The following is a 20,888-nucleotide window of genomic DNA, read 5'->3' as shown; positions in this document are numbered from 1 at the left end:
CCCGCAAGGCAGGCGGCTCAGCGGGCTGGACGATGCCGGAGCAATGTCGCCAGCGCGGCGTGCGGCAGAGCCGCGGCGACCAGCAGGCCGGCGGCGAGTGCGGCCTCCTCCGGCCGCATCGCGCGGCGGGGCCAGGGGCCGACACCGAGGTCGCCCGCGAGTCCGATCAGGATCGCGCCGAACCACAGGGCCAGGAAGGCGAGCGCCCCGTACACGATCCGGCGCAGGCGCGGCCGCAGGGGCCGGTTGGCCGCGATCGCGAACAGGCCGAGGACGCCGCCGAACATCAGGGCGCCGACGGCTGTGCCGAGCCCGTAGGCCAGCCACAGGGGCTGGTGGGTGAGGAAGGCCATGCCGCCGGTCGCGAAGGCACCGCGCAGGACGAGGCCGCCGAAGGTCGGGTAGAGCCCGGCGGCGAGGAGCGCGGCCGCGCCCGCGAGGCCGAACACGAGCCGGCGCGGTGCGGAGGCCGGGCCCGGGCCCGTCGCCACCCGCGCGAGGTGCCCGAGCCCGTAGACCAGCGCGAACGCGAAGAGCGGGTAGCGGCCGATGAAGTAGCCGAAGATCCAGGGCTCGAGCGCCTCCGGCACGGCGTCGCGCTGGCTCAGCCCGGTCGCCGCGACGAGCGCCAGGGCGGCCAGCATGGCGAGGATCGGCCCCGCCGCCGCCAGCGGGCCGCCGGCGCGGCCCCCGGACGTCCCGGCGACCGGGCCGGCCCGGTCGAGCGCGGCGTTGGCGTGTGCGGCCATGCTGGGATCGCCCGGACAGGCGCGCGGCGTCAGGAGCGCCGCGGCCGCCTCAGCGGGCCTCGTAATGGTCGCGGATCAGCCGGTCGAGGAGGCGCACGCCCCAGCCCGCGCCCCAGCTGCGGTTGATCTCGCTGGCGTTCGACGACATCGCGACGCCGGCGATGTCGAGATGCGCCCACGGCACGTCCTCGACGTAGCGCTTGATGAACGAGGCCGCGGTGGCGGCGCCGCCGTGGCGGCCACCGGTGTTCTTCATGTCGGCGAACTTGGAATCGATCGCCTTGTCGTAGGCAGGGATCAGCGGCATCCGCCACACCTTCTCGCCGGTCGCCTCGCCGGCGGCGTGAATGTTGCCCGCCAGCGTGTCGTCGTTCGAGAACATGCCGGCGATGTCCTGACCGAGGGCCACGATGATCGCGCCGGTCAGCGTCGCGAGGTCGACGATCGCCTTGGGCTTCGTGCTGCGGATGACGTGGGTGATCACGTCGGCCAGCACCAGACGGCCCTCGGCGTCGGTGTTGATCACCTCGATGGTCTGGCCGGACATGGAGGTCAGGATGTCGGACGGGCGGTACGCGCCACCGTCCGGCATGTTCTCCACGATGCCGATGGCGCCGACCACGTTGCAGCGCGCCTTGCGGGCCGCCAGCGCGTGGAGCGCCCCGACCACGGCGGCGGCGCCGCCCATGTCGCCCTTCATGTCCTCCATGCCGCCGCCCGGCTTGATCGAGACGCCGCCGGAATCGAACACGACGCCCTTGCCGATCAGGGCGACGGGCGCCTCGGCCGCGGGGCCGCCGTTCCAGCGCATGATCACGATCCGCGGCTCCCGGGCCGAGCCCTGCGCCACCGCGAGCAGCGCGCCCATGCCGAGCTCCCGCATCCGGGCCGGCTCCAGCACCTCGATCTCGACGCCGAGCTTGGCGAGTTCCGAGGCGCGGCGGGCGAATTCCGCCGGGAAGAGCACGTTCGGCGGCTCGTTCACGAGGTCGCGGGCCAGGATCACGCCGTCCGACAGGCTCCGGGCGCCCTCGCCCTCGCGGGCGGCCGCGCCGTGATCGGCGAGCAGCAGGGTCAGCGCGGTGACGGACTTGTCGTCGGCGTCGGGCTTCTTCTTTGTCTTGTAGCGGTCGAACGCGTAGGTCCGCAGGCGCGCGCCGAGGGCGAACTCGCCGGCCTGCGCCGCCGTGACCGTCGTGCCGGGCCAGTCGAGCACGACCCGGGCGGTCCGTCCCGCCACCTTGCTCGCGGTGAAGCCGCCGAGCGCCGGCCAGTCGGTCTTGGCCCGGTCCTTCTCGGAGCCGAGACCCACGACCACGAGGCGGTCGGCACCGACGCCCGCCGGCGCCGGCAGGGACAGGGCGCTGAGCGAGCGGCCCTTGAACTTCTCCGAAGCCGCCGCGCGGGCCACGAGATCGGCCCCTGAGGCGCCCAGCGCCTCGCGGGCCGCCGACCCGAGCGACAGGTCATCGCCGACGAAGACCACGAGATCGCCGGATCCGCCGGGGCCCTGGCCGCTCTGCTCCAGGGGACCGAAACCGATCTCGATACCGTCCGCCATACCCGTCGCCCTGCCCGTTATCCCGGAGCCGTACTACGCACCCGCGCGCCACGGCGCGGGCCATCCGCCCTGTGTAGCCGCTGAGACGGAGAACGCAACGCGGCGTGACAGCCCTGGAATCGCCCCTTTTGTCGGGTCCCTGCCGCCCCGAGGGCGCGAGAGGACGAGCGGGACTGCCGGGCCGATGAGGCAGATCGAGCGCTACATCTTTCGGATCGCCCTGGGCGCCACCCTCGCCTGCCTGATCGGGCTGACGGGCACCATCTGGCTGACGCAGGCCCTGCGCGAGCTCGATCTCGTGACCGCCAAGGGCCAGACGCTGCTGGTCTTCCTCTTCGTCACGGGCCTGTCGCTGCCGACCCTCGTCGTCGTCATCGCCCCCGTGGCGCTGTTCATCGGCACGATCTACGCGCTCAACAAGTTGAACGGCGATTCCGAGTTGATCGTTATGTCGGCGGCCGGGATGCCGCCGCGCTCGCTGCTGCGGCCCTTCCTCACCCTGGCGCTGTTCGTCAGCTTCCTGGTGGGGTTCCTGGTCGTGGTGGTGATGCCCGCGAGCTTCCAGGAGCTGCGCGACGTGATCACCCGGGTGCGCGGCGACTTCATCGCGAACGTCGTCAAGGAAGGGCAGTTCACCCAGCTCGACAACGGCATCACCTTCCACTTCCGCGAGCGCGGGCCGGGCGGCACCCTGAAGGGGCTGTTCATCCAGGACCGGCGCGAGGCCGGGAAGACCAAGGTCTACCTCGCCGAGCGCGGCAACGCGGTCGACGTCGACGGCCAGAGCTACCTGATCCTGGAGAACGGCAGCGTCCACCAGCAGCAGAGGGAGTCGCGCGATTCCTCGATCCTGACCTTCGAGCGCTACACGATCGACCTCGCGGCCTTCGCGCCCCCGGATTCCGACACGATCTACAAGCCGCGCGAGCGCTCGACGGCGCAGCTCCTGTTCCCCGACACGACGGAGGGCTACTACAAGCTGCAGAAGGGCCGGTTCCGTGCCGAGCTGCACGACCGCCTCTCGGCCTGCCTCTACCCGCTGGCCCTGGTCTTCATCGCCTTCGCGGCCCTGGGTGATCCCCGCACGACCCGGCAGGGGCGCGGCGTCGCGATCGCGGGCGCGATCGTCGCCGTCGTGGCGCTGCGCATCGGCGGCTTCGCGGCGGTCAGCGCCGCCGCGCGCAGCCCCGCGGCAGTCCTGGCGGTCTACGGCGTGCCGCTTGTCGCGATCCTCCTGTCGAGCCTTCTCATCTTCTACGGCCCCCGGGTGCGCGCGTTCAACGCCGCCCTGGCCCGCGCCGTTCGCGGGCGGTTCCGCGGTCCGCGCCTCGCGCCGGCGGCCTGATTCCGATGATGCTGATCGGCCCCACCCTCGGGCGGTACTTCGCCGCCCGCTTCCTCCGCACGGTGCTCGGCGTCTTCGTCACCGTGTTCGCGCTGGTCTACACCCTCGACTTCGTCGAGCTGCTCCGCCGCGCCGGCGAGGCCCAGGGCGCGTCCGCGGGCCTGATGGCGCAGCTCTCGCTCTACCGCACCCCCGCGGTGGCGGAGGGCGTGCTCCCCTTCGCGGTCCTGTTCGGCTCCATGGCGGCCCTGCTCCAGCTGTCGCGCAAGCTGGAGCTGGTGGTCGCCCGCGCGGCCGGGATCTCGGCCTGGCAGTTCCTGCAGCCCGGCCTCTTCGTGGCCCTCGCCCTCGGCGCCCTGGCGGTCGGCGTCTACAACCCGGTCTCGGCGATGCTGAAGCAGCGCTCCACCGAGATCGAGGCGAAGATCTTCGCCAAATCCACCAAGGCGAGTTCGGGCAAGGACCTGTGGATCCGCCAGAAGGGCCTCGACGGCGAGGCGATCCTCCGCGCCGAGACCGCCGTCGAAGGTACGACCACCCTGGCGGGAGTATCGGTCTTCACCTTCGACGCGGCCGGGAAGTTCGCCGAGCAGCTCGTCGCGGCCCGCGCCATGCTCCACGACGGCTACTGGGAGCTCTCCGATGTGCGCGTTCTCACACCGGACGCACCGCCCGAGTCGTTCGACACGTATCTGATCGCCTCGAACCTCGACCCCGGGCAGGTCCGGCAGCGCTTCACCCCCCCGGAATCTGTGCCTTTCTGGCAACTTCCCACAACCATCGCGCGGACCGAGCGGGCCGGTTTGGACGCCACCCGCTACCGTCTCCAGTACGACGTCCTGTGGGCGCGGCCGGTGCTGTTCGTGGCCATGGTCATCGTCGCCGCAACCGTTTCCTTACGGTTCTTCCGCTTTGGTGGGGTCGGTAAACTCGTCCTCGGTGGCGTCGCGGCCGGCTTCGCTCTCTACGTGGTCCGACAGGTCATGGAGGGGCTCGGAGCGTCCGGACTCGTCGCCGCACCGGTGGCGGCCTGGTTCCCGGCCGTGGTAGGCAGTCTTCTCGGTACGCTCACGCTTCTGTACCAGGAAGACGGCTGACTTCCGCGATCCTTCGCGGGACGGGAGACGGGTGTTGAGGTTGGTGGCGGCAGACGTCACAGGGGTTGGGACGCGCGTTGCGTAAGGTCGCCGACATCCTGCGGAAGGCTGGTTTCCGGGCCGCGCTGGCGCTCGCCGCGCCGCTGGCGGGTGGCCTGTCCGCCCATGCCCAGGGCCTGCCCGCCGTCGCGGCCGGCAAGCCCGGCGACAAGCTGCTCGTCGAGGCCGACGAGCTGATCTACGACAACGACCGCGGCACAGTGACGGCGCGGGGCAACGCCGAGCTGCATTACGGCCCGCGGACCCTGCAGGCCGACCGCGTGCGCTACGACCGGAATTCCGGCCGGGTCTTCGCCGAGGGCAATGTCCGCCTCACCGAGGCCGACGGCGGCGTCGTGACCGGCGCGCGCATGGAACTCACCGACGACTTCAAGACCGGCTTCGTCGACGCCTTCCGCGGCCAGCAGACCGTCCAGCGCAAGTTCGAGACCGTGCGCACCCGGTTCTCCGCGCCGCGGGCCGAGCGCCTGAACGGCGAGCAGACCAGCTTCGAGTCCGGCAGCTACACGGCCTGCGAGCCGTGCAAGGACAACCCTGAGACGCCGCCGCTGTGGCAGATCAAGGCGAAGAAGATCATCCACGACAACGAGACCCACACGGTCTACTTCGACGATTCGACGCTCGAGATCGCCGGCATCCCGGTGGCCTACCTGCCGTATTTCGAGGCGCCGGACCCGACGGTGAAGCGCAAGACCGGCTTCCTGACGCCGCGCTTCGTCACGACGACCGCGCTCGGCAACGGCGTGTCGCTCCCGTACTTCATCAACCTCGCGCCGAGCTACGACCTGACGCTGACGCCGACCCTGCTCAGCCGCCAGGGCCTGCTCGCGCAGGGCGAATTCCGCCAGCGGATCGACAACGGCTTCTACAACATCCGCCTGTCGGGCATCTCGCAGACGACGCCCTCGGCCTTCCTCCCGAGCCCGCTCGGCGCCGGCGAGCGGGACTTCCGCGGCTCGGTCGAATCGCAGGGCCGGTTCTACATCAACCCGCGCTGGCGCACGGGCTGGGACCTCGTCGGCGTGACCGACAAGTGGTTCCTCGACAATTACCGGATCCGCAACCAGAACATCACCACGGACTATTTCCGCGAGGCGACCTCGACCGCCTTCCTGATCGGCCAGGGCGACCGCTCGTGGTTCGAGGCCCGGGGCTACTACTTCAAGGGCCTGTCGAGCTTCGATTGGCAGAAGCAGCAGCCGATCGTCGCGCCGGTGATCGACTACGACAAGCGGGTCAACGGCCCTTCGGAGATCGGCGGCGAGGTGCGCTTCCAGGCGAACATCACCAGCCTGACCCGCGAGACGACCCAGTACCAGGGCCTGCCGCGGACCTCGAGCTACCTGTTCTCGCCGAGCGTCAACGGCGTCAGCTTCCCGCTTTACCAGACCTGCACGGTCTTCCAGCGCGGCCTGTGCGCCATCGACGGGCTTGCCGGCACCAACACCCGCGCCTCCGCGGAGCTGTCCTGGCGCCGCAGCTTCATCGACGACTGGGGCCAGAAGTTCACGCCGTTCGCGTACCTGCGCACCGACGCGTTCTTCACCAACCCGAGCTTCTCCGGGTACCAGAACGACCTCGCGCCGCAGGTGGCGAAGATCGACGACGGCTTCGCCGGCCGGGTCATGCCGGCGATCGGCCTCGACTACCGCTACCCGTTCGTCGCCAATTTCGGCGCGCTCGGCGTCCACACCCTGGAGCCGATCGGCCAGATCATCGCGCGTCCGTCCGAGACCCGGATCGGCCGCCTGCCGAACGAGGACGCGCAGAGCCTCGTCTTCGACGACACCTCGCTGTTCGAGTGGGACAAGTTCTCGGGCTACGACCGGGTCGAGGGCGGCGTGCGCACCAACCTCGGCGGCCAGTACTCCGTCGTGACGCCGTCGGGCTGGTACGCGAACGTCCTGTTCGGCGAGTCCATCCAGCTCGCGGGCGTCAACTCGTTCCGCCGGGGCGACATCGCCAATGTCGGCCTGGATTCCGGGCTCGAGACGCAGCGGTCGGACTTCGTCGGCCGCTTCCAGGTCTCGCCGAACCAGAACATCACGTTCATCAGCCGGGCCCGGTTCAACCAGTCCGACTTCCACGTGGCGCGGTTCGAGACCGGCGCGACGGCGCGGTTCGCGCCGTTCCTGCCGCTCACCGTCTCGGCCTTCTACTCGTACTACGAGGCGCAGCCGCTGCTGGGCTACAGCCACTACCGCGAGGGCATCACCGCCACCGCGACCTACAACATCACGCCGAACTGGTTCGTGTCGGGCTCGCTGCTCGTCGACCTGACCCACTACCTCGACGTGCGCAACACCTACACGGACGCGCTGAGCTCCTACCTGGCGAACCCGATCGGGACCGTGCCGATCTACCAGAACCCGGGCCGCTTCTACCTGTCGGGCGCGAGCTTCGGCGGCGGCTACCAGGATGAGTGCACCACCGTCTCGCTGAACTACATCAACTCGCCGATCGCCACCGCGACGGGCGTGCGCGAGCGCAACCAGACGGTGCTGCTGCGGGTCGAGCTGAAGACGCTGGGTGAGGCCGACCTGCGCCAGAACGTCGGCACCGCCACCACCGCGGACGGCATCGCCTCGGTGCGGTGAGGAACCGGGACCGGCGGCGCTCCGTTTCGGCGCCGCGTCCGTCGCGGTCCCATCGCGCGCCGGGCGGCGGGATCCGGCTCCGCGCACGGCCGCGCTCCGCGGAGGATGCGCCCGCGCCGCGCGGGCGCTATAGAGCGCCCATGCCGCCCCTCGCCCTCACCCTCGGAGATCCCGCCGGCATCGGTCCGGAGCTGGCGCTCAGCGCGTGGCTCGGTCGGGGCGGCGCAGATCCGCTGCCGCCCTTCTTCCTGGTGGCCGACCCGGACTTCGTCGAGCGCCTCGCTCACCGCCTCGACCGCCCCGTGCCGGTGGCGGAGGTGGATCCCGAGACCGCCGCCGAGGTGTTCCCGCGCGCGCTCCCCGTGGTGCCCCTGCCGAGCGGCGCCCGCGTCGCCGCCGAGCCGGGGGTACCCGATTCGGTGAATGCCGGCGCGACCATCGAGTCGATCACCGCGGCGGTGGAGTTCGTGAAGGCCGGGCGCGCGGGCGCGGTGGTGACCAACCCGATCGCCAAGTTCGTGCTGACCCGGACGGGCTTCGCCCATCCCGGCCACACCGAGTTCCTGGCCGCCCTCGCGGTGCCGCCCGGCGTGACGCCGCCCCGGCCGGTGATGATGATCTGGAGCGCAGGCCTCTCGGTGGTGCCGGTGACGATCCACGTCCCGCTGAAGGACGTGCCGGACCTGCTCACCCAGGAGCTCGTCGAGGAGACCGCCGCGATCGTCGCCCGCGACCTGCGGGAGCGGTTCGGCCTGCCCGAGCCGCGCCTCGTCCTCGCGGGTCTGAACCCGCACGCGGGCGAGGCCGGGACGATCGGCCACGAGGACCGCGACGTCCTCGCCCCCGCGGTGGCACGGCTGCGGGCGCGGGGCATCGACATCCGCGGGCCACTCCCCGCCGACACCCTGTTCCACGCCCGCGCCCGTGAGACCTACGACGTCGCCCTCGCACCGACGCACGACCAGGCCCTCATCCCGATCAAGACGATCGCGTTCGACGACGGCGTGAACGTCACCCTCGGCCTGCCGTTCGTGCGCACCTCCCCGGACCACGGCACGGCCTTCGACATCGCCGGTAAGGGCGTCGCCCGGCCCGACAGCCTCGTGGCGGCCCTGCGCCTCGCCGACCGGCTGGCCGCCAACGCGGCGGCGCAGGACGAGGCCCCCGGCGGGGCCGAGATCATCCCGTTCAGCGTCTATGCCGGCCGGCCGCGCCCCGCGGGGGCCCGCCATTTCGATCCCGAGGACGAGCTGTGAGGGACCCAGCATGAGCGCCGGGGACGGGCTTCCGCCGCTGCGCGAGGTGGTCGCCCGCCACGGCCTGGAGCCGAAGAAGGCGCTCGGCCAGAACTTCCTCTACGACCTCAACCTGACCGGGCGGATCGCCCGGGCCGCCGGTCCCCTCGCGGGCGTGACGGTGGTGGAGGTCGGTCCGGGACCCGGCGGCCTCACGCGCGCGCTCCTCGCCGAGGGGGCCGCCCGCGTGGTGGCGATCGAGCGCGACCCGCGGGCGCTCCCGGCGCTCGCCGAGATCGCCGCCCACTATCCGGGACGCCTCGAGGTGGTCGACGCCGACGCCCTCGCCTTCGATCCGCGGCCGCTGGTGGGCGACGCCCCGGCGCGGATCGTCGCCAATCTGCCCTACAATGTCGGCACGGCCCTGCTCACCGGCTGGCTCGACGGGGAGGCTTGGCCGCCCTGGTGGGATCAGGCCGTGCTGATGTTCCAGCGGGAGGTGGCCGAGCGGATCGTCGCCGGCCCGGAGGAGCGGGCCGATTACGGCCGGCTCGGCGTCCTGTGCGGCTGGCGCACGGAGGCCGAGATCCTGTTCGACGTCAGCCCCTCGGCTTTCGTGCCGCCGCCGAAGGTCACGTCGAGCGTGGTTCGGCTGGTGCCCCGCGCCCAGCCCCTGCCGTGCCGCGCCGGCGCGCTCGAGGCCGTCACCCGCGCGGCCTTCGGCCAGCGCCGGAAGATGCTGCGCCAGAGCCTCAAGGCCTTGACCCCCGCGGCCGGCGACCTGCTGGCCGCCGCCGGCCTGTCCGAGACCGCGCGGGCCGAGGAGATCCCGGTGGCGGGCTTCGTCGATCTCGCCAATCGGTGGGACGCGCACAGAAAGGCCGGCGCCCCGGTGGGGACGCCGGCCTGAATGAGCATCGTGACTCCGGCCCGAAGGCCGGAGCGCGATCGGATCACCGGGTCTGCTGGATCGCCGAGAGCACCCAGCCGCGGCCGGGCTGGCGCAGGAACGTCCAGAGCTCCGTCGCCTCGGACGAGTCCGTGGAGACGACGCGGCCGCTCGACCGCTCGATCATCACGTCCTTGAGGGCGTAGCGCATGGCCACGGTCGCGTAGTCGGTGCGGTCCTCGCCCCAGGCCTCCGCGAGGTCGCCCTGCAGCAGCTTCACGTCCGAGATCTTGTTCACCACGCCGCGGGCCGCGTTGCCGCGCAGCTCCTCGTCGAAGTAGCCGACCATCTCGGGCGTCGACAGGTTACCCAGGGTCACCCGATCCTCGCGGGAATAGGCGTCCTGAATGTCGCCGAGCAGGCGCTCGAAGGCCTGGTAATCGGCCGGTCCGATCTGCACCGGGCGCGTCTGCGGCGGGCGCTGCCCACCGCCGAACATGCCGCCGGCGGCGGGGCCGCCCGGAGCGCCGCCCATCGGGCCGCGGGCGCCCGGCTGATCGTCGAGCGACGTGCGGGCGTAGGGCGCGCCGGCGCCGGCCGGCTCGTTCCGGCGGCGGAAGAACCGCAGGGCCAGCATCACCACCAGCACGACGAGCCCGACCTGGAACAGCAGGCCGATCATCGAGGCGAGGCCGCCGAGGCCGCCGAAGAAGCCGCCGCCGAGCAGCGCGCCGATCAGGCCGGCGCCGAGCAGGCCCGCGAAGAACCCGCCGCCGAAACGGCGACCCTGCGCGGCCGGAGCCTGCATGCCTGGGCTGCCCATGCCGGGCGACGGCGCGGTCTGGGAGCGCTGCATCGTCATGCCGCCGCCCGGAGCGGTCGGCGTGGCGGAGGGCGCCGTGTAGGTGCGCGATCCGCGGGACCCGAAGGACCCACCGCCGCCCGGACGGGCTTCCGCGACGGGCGCCGCGACGGTCAGCGCAGCGGCCAGCGCCAGGAGGGCGGCCACACGCCGGCGGCGCGAAATCTCAGTAAACATGTACACGCCTCAGAGGACGAGAACCGGATGGCGCGGAGCGCCAGTGACGATATGGGAACGGTCGGGCGGCGGTTTTAGTCCAGCCCGCCGTCGCTCGGACGAGGTTTTCCACCGGATCCTCGCGCCGCCCGGACGACGCTCTCGCCGAGGCCGCTCTCCGGGACGGCGCGGCTCTAGTGGAGCGTGCGCTCGGGCGCGGCCGGGAAGGACAGGCGGACCTGCGTCCCCTCCCCGCTCCGGCTGTCGAGGGTGATGGTCCCGTTCTGCCGCTTCATCAGCCCGTGCACGATCGCGAGGCCCGCGCCGCGCCCCGCCTCGTGGCTGGTCTGGAACGGTGCGAGGGCCCGGGCCAGCATCTCGGGGGACATGCCCTGCCCGGTGTCGCCCACCGCGATCCCGACGCTGCCCTGGCCCGGCTGCTGCAGGGACCGGTCGCCGGGATCTACCCGGAAGGTCGACAGGGTCAGGGTCCCGCCCGACGGCATGGCCTCGCAGGCATTGGCGACGAGATGACGCAGGGCGAACTCGATCTGCGTCGGATTGCTGATCGCCCGCGGCAGGCCCGGCGTCGCCGCCACAGTGAGGCGGATGCCGGGCGGCAGGTCGGGTTCGAGGCGCCCGGCGAGGTCGGCCACGATGGCGTCGAGGTCGACCGACCGGACGTCGGGCGCGATGCGGCGGGAATAGGCGAGCAGGTGCCGGGTCAGGATCGCCGCGCGCTCGGTGGCGTCGGCCGAGCGGGCGATCGCCCGCTGGACGAACGGCTCCTGCCGGTCCCCGAGCCGCCGCTTGAGGCCGTCGATGTAGCCGATCAGGATCTGCAGGAAGTTGTTGAACTCGTGGGCGACGCTGTTGGTCAGGAGCCCCAGGGCCTCGCGCTGGCGGGAGAGCGCGAGCGCGCCCTCCGCCTCCCGCCGGGCCGTCTCGTCGCGGATCTGGCCGATCCGGAACGGGGTCCCTGGCAGGGGCGCGGTCTCCAGGCGGGCCCAGAAGCTCGTCCCGTCCGCGCGAGCCGCCAGGAAATCCTGAGGCTTGGCGCCGGCGGGATCGAGCGGCGCCGTGCGCTGCGCCAGGATCAGGTCGAGCCCCTGCGCCACGAGTCGCTCCGCCGAGTAGCCGGCGAGCTCCTCCAGGGCGGGATTGGCGTGGCGGACACGGCCCTGCGGATCGAGCAGGAGGCTGGGCGTCGGCAGCGCGTCCAGGAGCGTGCGGGCCTCGTCCGCGAGCGGCGCGGCTTCGGCCGCGCTGTGATCCGTCCCGGGCTGCGCCATGCTGCGTTCGCGCTCAGCGGATGCGGAAGGTCCGCGACGGGCCAGCGATAGCGATGAACGGCCTCACGGCCAAGCGCCGAACCACCGTGACCCGTCCGGGCACCGCCTACTGGCGCACCCACATCACCCGCGCCATCCAGGCCACCTCGCCGAGGTTCAGGACCCGGTCCTCGTGCTCGGGGTTCAGGGAGGCCAGTTCCACGGTCCGGGCGGTGCGCCGCCGCAGCTCCTTGGCCAGGACCTCGCCGCCGTGCAAACGGACAACGACGCGATCGCCCTTGCGGACGCTGGCCGTGGGCGACACGATCAGAACGTCGCCGTCCCGGAACAGCGGCAGCATGGAATCGCCCTGGATCTCCAGCGCGAAGGCCCGCTCCTCGCCGAGATCCGGAAACTCGATCTCCTCCCAGCCGGCGCCGCCGGTGGGCATGCCCTCGTCGGTGAACAGGCGGCCGGCCCCGGCCTGCGTCAGGCCGATCAGCGGGACCATCGTGCGAGCGGGGATTTCGCGCGCCTCGATGAGCCGCAGGAACTCGTCGAGGCTCGATCCGGTGGCGGCCAGGACCTTCGACACGGATTCGGTGGACGGCCAGCGCTTGCGGCCGTCGGCGCCCACGCGCTTCGACCGGTTGAAGCTGGTCGCGTCGAGGCCGGCACGGCGGGCGAGGCCCGAGGCCGAGTAGCCGTGGCGCTCGGCGAGCCGGTCGATGGCGTTCCAGATCTGCTCGTGCGACAGCATAGCGGGCTCGGAAGCTCACCCTGAGCGGGCCGGCACCCCCGTCTCACCAGCCGGAATCCGGCTGCCTCGGAGGCACGGAGACGGTTCGCCCGCCGGGTCCGTTCGACACCCGCCGGGTACGCGCGGAGATACTTGACAATTTGCTTTCCGGATCCGCTCTGCCGGTCCGGACAGGGCAGTGTGACGTCCAGCCTAGTCGTAGGAAAGTAGAACTACGGGCGGCAGATTGCAATCGCTCCTCGAATCACGCGCGGCGCGGCGCGGTTGCCGCCGCGGCCGGGCGCCTCTATCGCAGCGTCGTTTCGGGGGAGCTTCGATGCCGCTCATCTACAAGATCTGTCCGCGCGCCCTGTGGCGCGAGGCCGAGGCCGCGGGCCGGTTCACGGGCGCGCCGGTCGATCACCAGGACGGCTTCATCCACTTCTCCACGGCCGCCCAGGTCGCCGAGACGGCGGCCCGTCACTTCGCCGGCCAGGACGACCTGCTCCTCGTCGCGGTCGAGGCCGGCGCGCTGGGCGACGGCCTGCGCTACGAGCCGTCGCGCGGCGGCGACCTGTTCCCGCACCTCTACGGCCCGCTGCCGCTCTCCGCCGTGGTCGCGGTGGACGAAATGCCGCTGGACGCCGACGGGCGGCACGCCTTCCCGGCCGGGATCCTGCCGGCATGATCGCCGCCGCCTTCCCCCTCGTCCGGCCGCTGCTCCACCGCCTCGACGCGGAGCGCGCGCACGACCTGACGCTCCGCGCCCTGGCGCTCCTGCCCGCCGGCCCCCGGCCGGCGGACGACCCGCGCCTCGCCGTCGACCTGCTGGGCCGCCGCTTCCCCAACCCGGTCGGCCTCGCGGCCGGATTCGACAAGGGCGCGCGCGTGCCCGACGCGCTGCTGGGCCTCGGCTTCGGCTTCGTCGAGGTGGGCGGGGTCGTCCCGCGGCCCCAGCCCGGCAACCCCCGGCCGCGGGTGTTCCGCCTCGCCGCCGACCGCGCCGTGATCAACCGCTTCGGCCTCAACAGCGAGGGGCTGCAGGTGGTGGCCGACAGGCTCCGCGTCCGGAAGGGCCGGCCCGGGATCGTCGGTGTCAACATCGGTGCGAACAAGGACTCCGCCGACCGCCTCGCCGACTACGCCGCCTGCACCGCCACCCTGGCCCCGCTCGTCGACTTCGTCACGGTCAACGTCTCCTCGCCCAACACGCCGGGCCTGCGCGACCTCCAGGGTGAGGCCTTCCTCGACGAGCTGCTCGCCCGCACGGTCGAGGCCCGGGACGCGGCGGGTGCCGGCGCGGCGATCCTCCTCAAGATCGCCCCCGACATGGCGCTGGACGCCCTCGATACGGTCTGCGCCACGGCGCAGCGGCGCGGTGTCCAGGCCCTCGTCGTGTCGAACACCACGGTGGCCCGCCCGGCGAGCCTGCGCGAGCAGGGTCTAGCGCGGGAGACCGGCGGCCTCTCGGGGCGGCCGCTCTTCGGCCCGGCGACGCGCATGCTCGCCCAGACGCGCCTGCGCGTCGGGGACGCGCTGCCGCTCATCGGGGTCGGCGGTGTGGATTCGGCCGAGGCGGCCTGGACCAAGATCCGGGCCGGCGCGAGCCTCGTGCAGCTCTACTCGGCCTTGGTCTACGAGGGGCCGGGCCTGGTCGGGCGCATCAAGGACGGGCTCCTGCGGCGCATGAGCGAGGCCGGTGTCGCCTCTCTCCGGCACGCCGTCGGGCGTGACGCCGCCGATCTGGCCCGCGGAGATTGAGCGGCCGCGGCGCGGTGCAGCCGGTCTCGCACCGCCGCGGATCGCGTCGCCGGCCATGGCGCGCGTGAACGGGACCGGGCAGACAAATTTTTTGCGGGGGCAGTTTAGAAAGGCTTTGCACAGCGGGAGCTTAGCCTGTGCCCCGTGCATGAGGGGCCTGCGCCGGCACGCCGTTGTGAGAGACCTGGAGAGACGCTTATCTCGCGCTTGCGAGACACGTCGCGTCAGCCAATCCAGGACGGTTCATGGCCCAGTCTGAAGGGTCCACCAAGCGCTCCTCCGCCGCCGGCGGGTGGGGTGCTCTGAAGAGCTGCGGCAAGCACCTGCTCGGCAGCCGCGCACCCCTCACCGGCGCCCGCGCGCTGCTGAAGGCGAACCAGCCCGACGGGTTCGACTGCCCCGGCTGCGCCTGGGGCGACCCGGAGCACGGCTCGTCCTTCGAGTTCTGCGAGAATGGCGTGAAGGCGGTCTCTTGGGAGGCGACCGACAAGCGCACGACGCCGTCCTTCTTCGCCAAGCACACCCTGACCGAGCTGCGCGGCTGGAGCGACTACGCCCTGGAGGGCCAGGGCCGCCTCACGCATCCGATGCGCTACGACGCGGCGAGCGATCGCTACCTGCCGGTTGGCTGGGACGAGGCTTTCGCGGAGATCGGCGCGACCCTGCGGGGGCTCGACCGTCCCGACCAGGCCGAGTTCTACACTTCGGGCCGGGCCTCCAACGAGGCGGCGTACCTGTACCAGCTCTTCGCCCGCGCCTACGGGACCAACAACTTCCCCGACTGCTCGAACATGTGCCACGAGGCCAGCGGCGTCGCGCTGATCGACGCGATCGGCATCGGCAAGGGCACGGTCCTGCTGGAGGATTTCGAGAAGGCGGACGCGATCTTCTGCGTCGGCCAGAATCCCGGCACCAACCATCCGCGGATGCTCGGCGACCTGCGCCGGGCAGCTGAGCGCGGCGCCAAGGTGGTGGTCCTGAACCCGGTCCGCGAGCGCGGCCTGGAGCGGTTCGCCGACCCGCAGAACACCGTCGAGATGCTGCGCGGCGCCAGCCGACCCATCGCCAGCCACTACCTGCAGCCGCGCTCGGGCGGCGACATGGCGGCCTTCCGGGGCATCGCCAAGGTCGTGTTCGCGCGCGACGCCGAGGCGCTGGCGGCCGGCCGGACCTCGCTCCTCGACCGCGCCTTCCTGGAGCACCACACCGCCGGGCTCGACGCGTATCGCGCCGCCGTCGAGGCGACGTCCTGGGACGCGATCCTCGATCAGTCGGGCCTGACCATGGACGAGATCGCCGCGATGGCGGACGTCTATCTCGGCGCCCAGCGGGTCATCGCCACCTGGGCCATGGGCGTGACCCAGCACCGGCACTCGGTGGCGACGATCCGGGAGATCGCCAACCTGCTGTTCCTGCGCGGCCATATCGGCCGGCCCGGCGCGGGCCTCTGCCCGGTGCGCGGCCATTCCAACGTGCAGGGCGACCGCACGGTCGGCATCAACGAGCGCCCCTCCGCCGCCTTCCTGGATTCCCTGGAGCGCCATTTCGGGCTCGCCATGCCGCGCCGGCACGGCCACAACGTCCTGGCGGCGATCCGCGCCATGCGGGACGGCACGTCGAAGGCCTTCATCGGGCTCGGCGGCAACTTCCTCCGGGCGACGCCCGACACGCCGGTCGTGGCGCAGGCGCTGGCCTCGTGCCGGCTCACCGTGCACATCGCCACCAAGCTCAACCACGCCCATCTCGTGCCCGGCGCGGTCGGCTACCTGCTCCCCTGCCTCGGCCGCACCGAGATCGACCGGGGCGCCGAGGGCAAGATCCAGATCGTGACCGTCGAGGATTCGATGAGCATGGTCCACGGGTCGGGCGGCATCAACAAGCCGGCCTCGAAGGAGCTGCGCTCCGAGATCGCCATCATCGCCGGCATGGCGCAGGCCACCGTCGGCTCCGCCGCCATCGACTGGGCCGGGTTCGCCGCCGATTACGACCGGATCCGCGAGGCGATCGCCGCCACGATCCCGGGCTTCACCGGCTACAACACCCGGGTGCGCAAGCCGCGCGGCTTCATGCTGCGCAACCTCGCCGCCGAGCGGGTGTTCGAGACGGCCACGGGCCGGGCCAACTTCTCGGCCGACGCCCTCCCGACCGAGACCGAGCATCAGGCCGCCCGGAAGACCCGCGACACCTACGTGTTGCAGACCTTCCGCAGCCACGACCAGTACAACACGACGATCTACGGCCTGGATGACCGCTACCGCGGCGTTTACGGCGAGCGCCGCGTGATCTTCGCCCACCCGGACGACCTCGCGGAGATCCGCGACCGGCTCGGCGATCGGGTCGACGTCGTCGGCACGCACGACGACGGCATCACCCGCCGGGCGGAGGATTTCCGCCTCGTGCCGTTCGACATGCCGCGGGGCGCCCTGGCTGGCTACTACCCGGAGCTGAACGTGCTGGTGCCGCTCTCGACCTTCGGCGAGAAGAGCGACACGCCGACCTCCAAGTCGGTTCTGGTCACCCTGCAGGCGCGCGCGGCGGCGTGAGCGGGGGGCCTGACGAGGCGGCGTTCGTCGCCGCCCTCGACCGGGTCTCGGCCGCCCGGCCGGATCTCGACCCGCTGGCGGCGGGCCTCGTGGCGGCGCTGGACCTCGGCCTTCCGGGCGACAGCCGCGCCTTCGCCCGCACCTTCGGGGTGGAGCACGCCCTCGTGCTGCGCGCCCTCTCGGGCCTGGAGGAGGCCGGGCTCGTCGCCGTCACGGCGCGCGACGGGCGCACGCAGCGGACGCGCTACACGACCTCCGGTTCACGAGCTTCGGTGCCGTCGCCTCCGGCGTCATCGCGCGCGTAGCGCAGTGACCTGGGCAGCGCGATGCCGCAGAGCGTGGCGCTGCTGGATGGCCTCGTCCCGCTCGCAGGGTCGGATGTTAACCGACATCGGACGGAGCCGCGCTCAGAACCCCTTCGCCCTGATGGCCTCGGCCCAGGTGACCGCCCGGCGGTTCACGCCGAGATGCTGCCGCTCGTAGAGCCGGCCCTCCAGCTTGATCGCGCCGCGCTTGGCGTATTCCGGGCGCTCGAACGCCTCGATCACCAGCTTGGCGCGGCGCACCTCCTCCTCGGTGGGGGCGAAGGACGTGTTGGCCGGCTCCAGCTGCGTCGGGTGGATCAGGGTCTTGCCGTCGAAGCCGAGGTCGCGCGCCTGCCGGCACTCGTCGCGGCAGCCCTCGGTGTCGGCAATGTCGTTGTAGACGCCGTCGAGGATCGCGAGCCCCTCCGCCCGGGCTGCGGCCAGCGCCATCATCATCCAGGGCAGCATCGGCACGCGGCCGGGGACGATCTTGGCCCAGGTGTCCTTGGCGAGGTCGTTGGTGCCGAGGACGAGGCAGGTCAGGCGGTTGCGCGGGTCGCGCTTCGCCCGGGCAATCTCCTGGATGTTGAGGATCGAGGCCGGGGTCTCGATCATCGCCCAGATCGCGATGCCGTCCGGCGCGTCGAGGGATTCGAGCCGGTCGGCGATGCTCTCCAGCACGGCCGGGGACGAGACCTTCGGCATCAGGATCGCGTCGGGCTTGGCCTCGATGGCGGCGTGGAGATCCGCCTCGCCCCACGGGGTCTGTGGGGCGTTGACCCGGATGACCAGCTCGCGGCTGCCATAAGCGCCGCTCTTCACCGCGGCGCAGACCTGCTCGCGGGCGATGTCCTTCTCCTCCGGGCCGACGGCGTCCTCGAGGTCGAGGATGATGCTGTCCACCGGCAGGGTCTTGGCCTTGTCGAGCGCCCGCTGGTTCGAGCCGGGCATGTACAGCACACTCCGGCGCAGGCGCAGATCGGTCGTCGTGGCCATCGGCTTCTCCCTCCTGGGCCGTCGCGCGGCCTCCCGTCGTTGCGCTGCACCCTAAAGCACGAACCCGGCCGCGCCACACCCTAAAGGTCGGGGCGGGTGAGTCCCCGCGCGGTTTGATACCGCGCCGTCTCTCCGCAGATCGAAGCCCCGGTTTGGTCATGTTCCGCCGCTTAAAGGCCGACCGAAACCAATTCTCGGAGTCCGGGATCTCTACGATGCGCAAAGTCTTGGTCACCCTCGCCTTGCTCGGGACATTGGCTGCACCCGAGGCGGCCCGGGCCCAGAGCCGGACCACCCTCGGCGTCGGCTCCGGCGCGGTCGCCGGGGCGCTGGTCGGCGGGCCGATCGGCGCCGTCGCGGGGGCCGTGGTCGGCGGCTTCGTCGGGAACTCGACGGAGCGCGGGCGCCGCCACGTCCGCCGGGGCCGCCGCTACGGCTACGCAGCGCCGCGCCGCTCCTATCCGCGGCGCGCGGAGGCGGTCGTGCCGCGGACGACGGGCTCCGTGGCCCGCGCCGCGCCGCCGGCCCAGCCCACCACCTGGAAGGACCCGCGCTAGCAGGCCTCAAGGCCGCGCGCGGCTGCCGCCTAGGCTGCCGGTTCGAGGGCGGCCGGGGCGGGCGTCCGGAACGTGTCCCGGGCGAGGCGCGGGAAGGCGATCGCCTGCCCGAGACCGCGGGCGCCCAGGAAGCTCACGAAGGCGAGCCACAGCCCGGTATTGCCGAAGCCCAGGCTCTCGACCAGCGCGAGGATCGCGCAGTAGGCGGCGAGCGCGCACACCATGAGGTTGCGCATCGCCCGCGTCCAGGTCGCGCCGATATAGATCCCGTCATACGCGAAGGGCGCCGCGGCGGCGAGCGGCGCCAGGGCGGCGAGGACGAGGTAGGACCGGGCCGCCTCGCGGACCGGACCGTTCGTGGTCACGGCATCGATGAAGGCCGGGCCGCCCGCCAGAGACACTAGGCTGACCGCGAGGCCGAAGCCGAGGCACCAGCGCAGGCTCAGGGCGGCGGCCGCGTCGAACGCCTCCCGGTCCCGGGCGCCGACGGCCTGGCCGCACAGGGTCTCGGCCGCCGTGGCGAAGCCGTCGAGGAAGAAGCCGCCGATCAGGAAGAGATTCCACAGGACCGAGTTCGCGGCCAGGACCACGTCGCCCTGCCGGGCGCCGAGCGCCGAGAACAGCACGATGCCGGTGATCAGCGCGAGCGTCCGCAGGATGACGTCGCCGTTGACGCTGAGCGTCCGGCGCAGCGCCGCGGCGTCGCGGAGGTCGCGCAGCGGCACTCGGAAGGGCCGGGAGCCGAGCCGCGCCAGGAGGGTCAGCCCGAGGCCGAGTCCGAGCGCCTCGGCGCCGAGGGTCGCCAGCGCCGCGCCGGCGAGGCCCAGGCCGAAGCCCAGGACCAGGGTGAGCGTCAGCGCGACGTTGGTCAGGTTGATGGCGATCTGCAGCAGCAGGCCGAGATCGGTGCGCCCGCGCCCCAGGACCGAGCCGAGCACGCCGTAGCTCGCCAGCACGAAGGGCGCTGACAGGATGCGAATGTGGAAGTAAGTCGCGAGACCGGCGATGACTGCCGCGCTCGCCCCGCTGATCGCGAAGGCGAGCTGCGCGAGAGGGCCTTGCAGGGCCACCAGGACGAGGCCGATCAGGGCGCCCGCCGCCAGCGCCCGCGCCAGGATGCGGTCGACCTCGGCGTCGTCCCGTCCGCCGACCGCCTGCGCGGTCAGGCCGGCGGTCGCCATGCGGAGCGCCCCGAACGACCAGAAGATCGCGTCGAAGATCACGGCGCCGAGGGCGATGGCGCCGAGCAGCGCCGCGTCGCCGAGCCGCCCGATCACCGCCGCGCCGACGAAGCCGAGCATCGGCGTCGTGACGTTGGCGATCGTCATGGGCAGCGCCAGGGCCAGGACGCGGCGGTTCGTCGGGCGGGCCGAGCTGGCGACGGTGTGCATCATGCCGCACGCTAAGAAGCCGAGCCCTCCGCGCAAAGCGGGGTGATCGCATCGGCGGGTTGCGATGGCGGGCGGCCGATCTGCCCGAACCCACGGCGCGCCGGGCCGTCGGGGCGCGACCGTGTCGGATCGGCCCCCGACTCCGTCAGCGGGAGACGGCGAAGAGGCGCGCGATCAGCCAGAGCGGTACGACCACGATCGCCCCGGCGACGATCCAGCCGCCGAAATCGTGGAGCGAGGCGAGCCCGACCTCCACCAGCGCCCGCGCCGAATCGTAGACGTGCCAGAACAGCCGCCCCGGCGTCAGGCCGAGCATCGACATGAAGGCGCCTACCAGCACCGACAGGAACAGCAGCCGCAGGAACACGCCGGCGGGCGAGCCGCCGAGGAACCGCCGCAGCGCGGAGGGATGGGACCGGTAGCCCTCCGCGCCGTAGGGGGCGTTCGGCGGGGCGCCCTGCTGATAGCCTTGCCGGCGCCGGTCGTGATCGACGAGCATTGCGTCCTCGTGAAGCCTCAGGGCCCTCGGATCGGCGACGAAGCGGGCGGAACCGTGGCCGGCACACCACACCGCTTCGAAACCCGAGCGCGGATCAGGCGTTGGCGGGTTTCTCGCGCGCCGTGCACATGGCAAGCGGCGTCGCGCGCGCCAAGATGCGGGACGGGGTGGATTGCGACGCGCGACTCGCGCGGCGCGGCCTCGACCAAAGGGAGAACTCCCGGGAATCGGGATTGGTGTGAGAGGCTCTGAGTGCCGACGGGACCATACGCACG

General features: G+C 72.3%; 18 protein-coding genes. 10 read left to right on the top strand and 8 right to left on the bottom strand.

Annotated elements, in window-relative coordinates; all coding sequences use genetic code 11:
- Positions 1–17 precede the first annotated feature (17 nt).
- Both BKE41_RS03710 and BKE41_RS03705 read right to left on the bottom strand, forming a co-directional pair.
- The gene (locus tag BKE41_RS03710; RefSeq protein WP_070998550.1) at positions 18–749 is read right to left on the bottom strand and encodes a hypothetical protein; all 732 of its coding nucleotides are present in this window, start codon (positions 747–749) and stop codon (positions 18–20) included.
- Between the two features lie 49 nt (positions 750–798).
- Positions 799–2,310 (bottom strand): leucyl aminopeptidase, encoded by a 1,512-nt coding sequence (locus BKE41_RS03705; protein ID WP_043073116.1) that lies wholly within the window; start codon positions 2,308–2,310, stop codon positions 799–801.
- Positions 2,311–2,494: 184 nt separating this feature from the next.
- Between BKE41_RS03705 and lptF the strand changes: the two genes are divergently transcribed.
- From lptF to rsmA, 5 genes are all read left to right on the top strand, one after another.
- Positions 2,495–3,655, top strand: a complete 1,161-nt coding sequence (gene lptF, locus BKE41_RS03700) for an LPS export ABC transporter permease LptF (RefSeq protein ID WP_059408453.1) — start codon at positions 2,495–2,497, stop codon at positions 3,653–3,655.
- Positions 3,656–3,663: 8 nt separating this feature from the next.
- A complete protein-coding gene (gene lptG, locus BKE41_RS03695) occupies positions 3,664–4,752 on the top strand; it encodes an LPS export ABC transporter permease LptG (protein ID WP_024831071.1) in 1,089 nt (362 codons plus the stop codon).
- Between the two features lie 77 nt (positions 4,753–4,829).
- Positions 4,830–7,409: an LPS-assembly protein LptD gene (locus tag BKE41_RS03690; RefSeq protein ID WP_070998549.1), complete on the top strand. Its 2,580-nt coding sequence runs from the start codon at positions 4,830–4,832 to the stop codon at positions 7,407–7,409.
- A gap of 140 nt (positions 7,410–7,549) precedes the next feature.
- On the top strand, positions 7,550–8,665 hold the full coding sequence (pdxA, locus tag BKE41_RS03685) for a 4-hydroxythreonine-4-phosphate dehydrogenase PdxA (protein ID WP_070998547.1): 1,116 nt from the start codon (positions 7,550–7,552) through the stop codon (positions 8,663–8,665).
- A gap of 10 nt (positions 8,666–8,675) precedes the next feature.
- Positions 8,676–9,554 carry a 16S rRNA (adenine(1518)-N(6)/adenine(1519)-N(6))-dimethyltransferase RsmA gene (gene rsmA / locus BKE41_RS03680; protein ID WP_012317559.1) on the top strand — a complete coding sequence of 293 codons (879 nt, stop codon included), beginning with the start codon at positions 8,676–8,678 and terminating at the stop codon, positions 9,552–9,554.
- A gap of 43 nt (positions 9,555–9,597) precedes the next feature.
- On the opposite strand, the gene BKE41_RS03675 is transcribed toward rsmA, so the two are convergent.
- The 3 genes from BKE41_RS03675 to BKE41_RS03665 form a co-directional block, all read right to left on the bottom strand.
- Entirely contained in the window at positions 9,598–10,572 is a 975-nt protein-coding gene (locus BKE41_RS03675; RefSeq protein ID WP_029358422.1) for a TIM44-like domain-containing protein, read from the bottom strand.
- Positions 10,573–10,745: 173 nt separating this feature from the next.
- Positions 10,746–11,843 carry an ATP-binding protein gene (locus BKE41_RS03670; protein ID WP_070998546.1) on the bottom strand — a complete coding sequence of 366 codons (1,098 nt, stop codon included), beginning with the start codon at positions 11,841–11,843 and terminating at the stop codon, positions 10,746–10,748.
- Positions 11,844–11,949: 106 nt separating this feature from the next.
- Entirely contained in the window at positions 11,950–12,582 is a 633-nt protein-coding gene (locus tag BKE41_RS03665; protein ID WP_012317556.1) for a helix-turn-helix transcriptional regulator, read from the bottom strand.
- A gap of 316 nt (positions 12,583–12,898) precedes the next feature.
- On the opposite strand from BKE41_RS03665, the gene BKE41_RS03660 reads away from it, so the two are divergent.
- The 4 genes from BKE41_RS03660 to BKE41_RS03645 all read left to right on the top strand — a co-directional run bounded on the left by BKE41_RS03660 (position 12,899) and on the right by BKE41_RS03645 (position 17,170).
- Entirely contained in the window at positions 12,899–13,249 is a 351-nt protein-coding gene (locus BKE41_RS03660; protein WP_024831074.1) for a DUF952 domain-containing protein, read from the top strand.
- Positions 13,246–14,322, top strand: coding sequence for a quinone-dependent dihydroorotate dehydrogenase (locus BKE41_RS03655; RefSeq protein ID WP_070998544.1), 1,077 nt, complete (start codon positions 13,246–13,248; stop codon positions 14,320–14,322). Before BKE41_RS03660 ends, BKE41_RS03655 begins: the two co-directional genes overlap by 4 nt.
- Before the next feature lie 245 nt (positions 14,323–14,567).
- Positions 14,568–16,865, top strand: a complete 2,298-nt coding sequence (locus BKE41_RS03650; protein ID WP_059408458.1) for an FdhF/YdeP family oxidoreductase — start codon at positions 14,568–14,570, stop codon at positions 16,863–16,865.
- Positions 16,862–17,170, top strand: coding sequence for a MarR family transcriptional regulator (locus tag BKE41_RS03645; protein WP_059408459.1), 309 nt, complete (start codon positions 16,862–16,864; stop codon positions 17,168–17,170). Before BKE41_RS03650 ends, BKE41_RS03645 begins: the two co-directional genes overlap by 4 nt.
- A gap of 102 nt (positions 17,171–17,272) precedes the next feature.
- Here BKE41_RS03645 and BKE41_RS03640 read toward each other — a convergent pair whose 3' ends face one another.
- Positions 17,273–18,166, bottom strand: a complete 894-nt coding sequence (locus BKE41_RS03640) for a CoA ester lyase (RefSeq protein WP_012317551.1) — start codon at positions 18,164–18,166, stop codon at positions 17,273–17,275.
- A 215-nt stretch (positions 18,167–18,381) separates the two neighbouring features.
- Here BKE41_RS03640 and BKE41_RS03635 point away from each other — a divergent pair, with 215 nt between their 5' ends.
- On the top strand, positions 18,382–18,723 hold the full coding sequence (locus tag BKE41_RS03635; protein WP_012317550.1) for a hypothetical protein: 342 nt from the start codon (positions 18,382–18,384) through the stop codon (positions 18,721–18,723).
- 29 nt (positions 18,724–18,752) lie between these two features.
- Here BKE41_RS03635 and BKE41_RS03630 read toward each other — a convergent pair whose 3' ends face one another.
- Complete coding sequence (locus tag BKE41_RS03630; protein WP_024831079.1) at positions 18,753–20,117, bottom strand: MATE family efflux transporter; 1,365 nt, start codon at positions 20,115–20,117, stop codon at positions 18,753–18,755.
- Positions 20,118–20,259: 142 nt separating this feature from the next.
- The gene (locus tag BKE41_RS03625) at positions 20,260–20,613 is read right to left on the bottom strand and encodes a DUF6460 domain-containing protein (RefSeq protein ID WP_012317548.1); all 354 of its coding nucleotides are present in this window, start codon (positions 20,611–20,613) and stop codon (positions 20,260–20,262) included.
- Positions 20,614–20,888: the final 275 nt, after the last annotated feature.

It is taken from the genome of Methylobacterium sp. C1 (assembly GCF_001854385.1).
Lineage (GTDB): Bacteria > Pseudomonadota > Alphaproteobacteria > Rhizobiales > Beijerinckiaceae > Methylobacterium > Methylobacterium radiotolerans.
Note: the sequence above shows the minus strand (reverse complement) of the source record. Positions and strands in the feature narration are given on the sequence as shown.

Excerpts from the sequence above, each read along its gene's own strand:
- BKE41_RS03655 (WP_070998544.1), top strand. The coding sequence starts at position 13,246 with ATGATCGCCGCCGCCTTCCCCCTCGTCCGGCCGCTGCTCCACCGCCTC.
- rsmA (WP_012317559.1), top strand. The coding sequence starts at position 8,676 with ATGAGCGCCGGGGACGGGCTTCCGCCGCTGCGCGAGGTGGTCGCCCGC.
- pdxA (WP_070998547.1), top strand. The coding sequence starts at position 7,550 with ATGCCGCCCCTCGCCCTCACCCTCGGAGATCCCGCCGGCATCGGTCCG.
- BKE41_RS03670 (WP_070998546.1), bottom strand. The coding sequence starts at position 11,843 with ATGGCGCAGCCCGGGACGGATCACAGCGCGGCCGAAGCCGCGCCGCTC.
- BKE41_RS03710 (WP_070998550.1), bottom strand. The coding sequence starts at position 749 with ATGGCCGCACACGCCAACGCCGCGCTCGACCGGGCCGGCCCGGTCGCC.
- lptG (WP_024831071.1), top strand. The coding sequence starts at position 3,664 with ATGCTGATCGGCCCCACCCTCGGGCGGTACTTCGCCGCCCGCTTCCTC.
- BKE41_RS03675 (WP_029358422.1), bottom strand. The coding sequence starts at position 10,572 with ATGTTTACTGAGATTTCGCGCCGCCGGCGTGTGGCCGCCCTCCTGGCG.
- BKE41_RS03705 (WP_043073116.1), bottom strand. The coding sequence starts at position 2,310 with ATGGCGGACGGTATCGAGATCGGTTTCGGTCCCCTGGAGCAGAGCGGC.
- BKE41_RS03635 (WP_012317550.1), top strand. The coding sequence starts at position 18,382 with ATGCGCAAAGTCTTGGTCACCCTCGCCTTGCTCGGGACATTGGCTGCA.
- BKE41_RS03630 (WP_024831079.1), bottom strand. The coding sequence starts at position 20,117 with ATGATGCACACCGTCGCCAGCTCGGCCCGCCCGACGAACCGCCGCGTC.
- BKE41_RS03640 (WP_012317551.1), bottom strand. The coding sequence starts at position 18,166 with ATGGCCACGACGACCGATCTGCGCCTGCGCCGGAGTGTGCTGTACATG.
- lptF (WP_059408453.1), top strand. The coding sequence starts at position 2,495 with ATGAGGCAGATCGAGCGCTACATCTTTCGGATCGCCCTGGGCGCCACC.
- BKE41_RS03660 (WP_024831074.1), top strand. The coding sequence starts at position 12,899 with ATGCCGCTCATCTACAAGATCTGTCCGCGCGCCCTGTGGCGCGAGGCC.
- BKE41_RS03625 (WP_012317548.1), bottom strand. The coding sequence starts at position 20,613 with ATGCTCGTCGATCACGACCGGCGCCGGCAAGGCTATCAGCAGGGCGCC.
- BKE41_RS03665 (WP_012317556.1), bottom strand. The coding sequence starts at position 12,582 with ATGCTGTCGCACGAGCAGATCTGGAACGCCATCGACCGGCTCGCCGAG.
- BKE41_RS03650 (WP_059408458.1), top strand. The coding sequence starts at position 14,568 with ATGGCCCAGTCTGAAGGGTCCACCAAGCGCTCCTCCGCCGCCGGCGGG.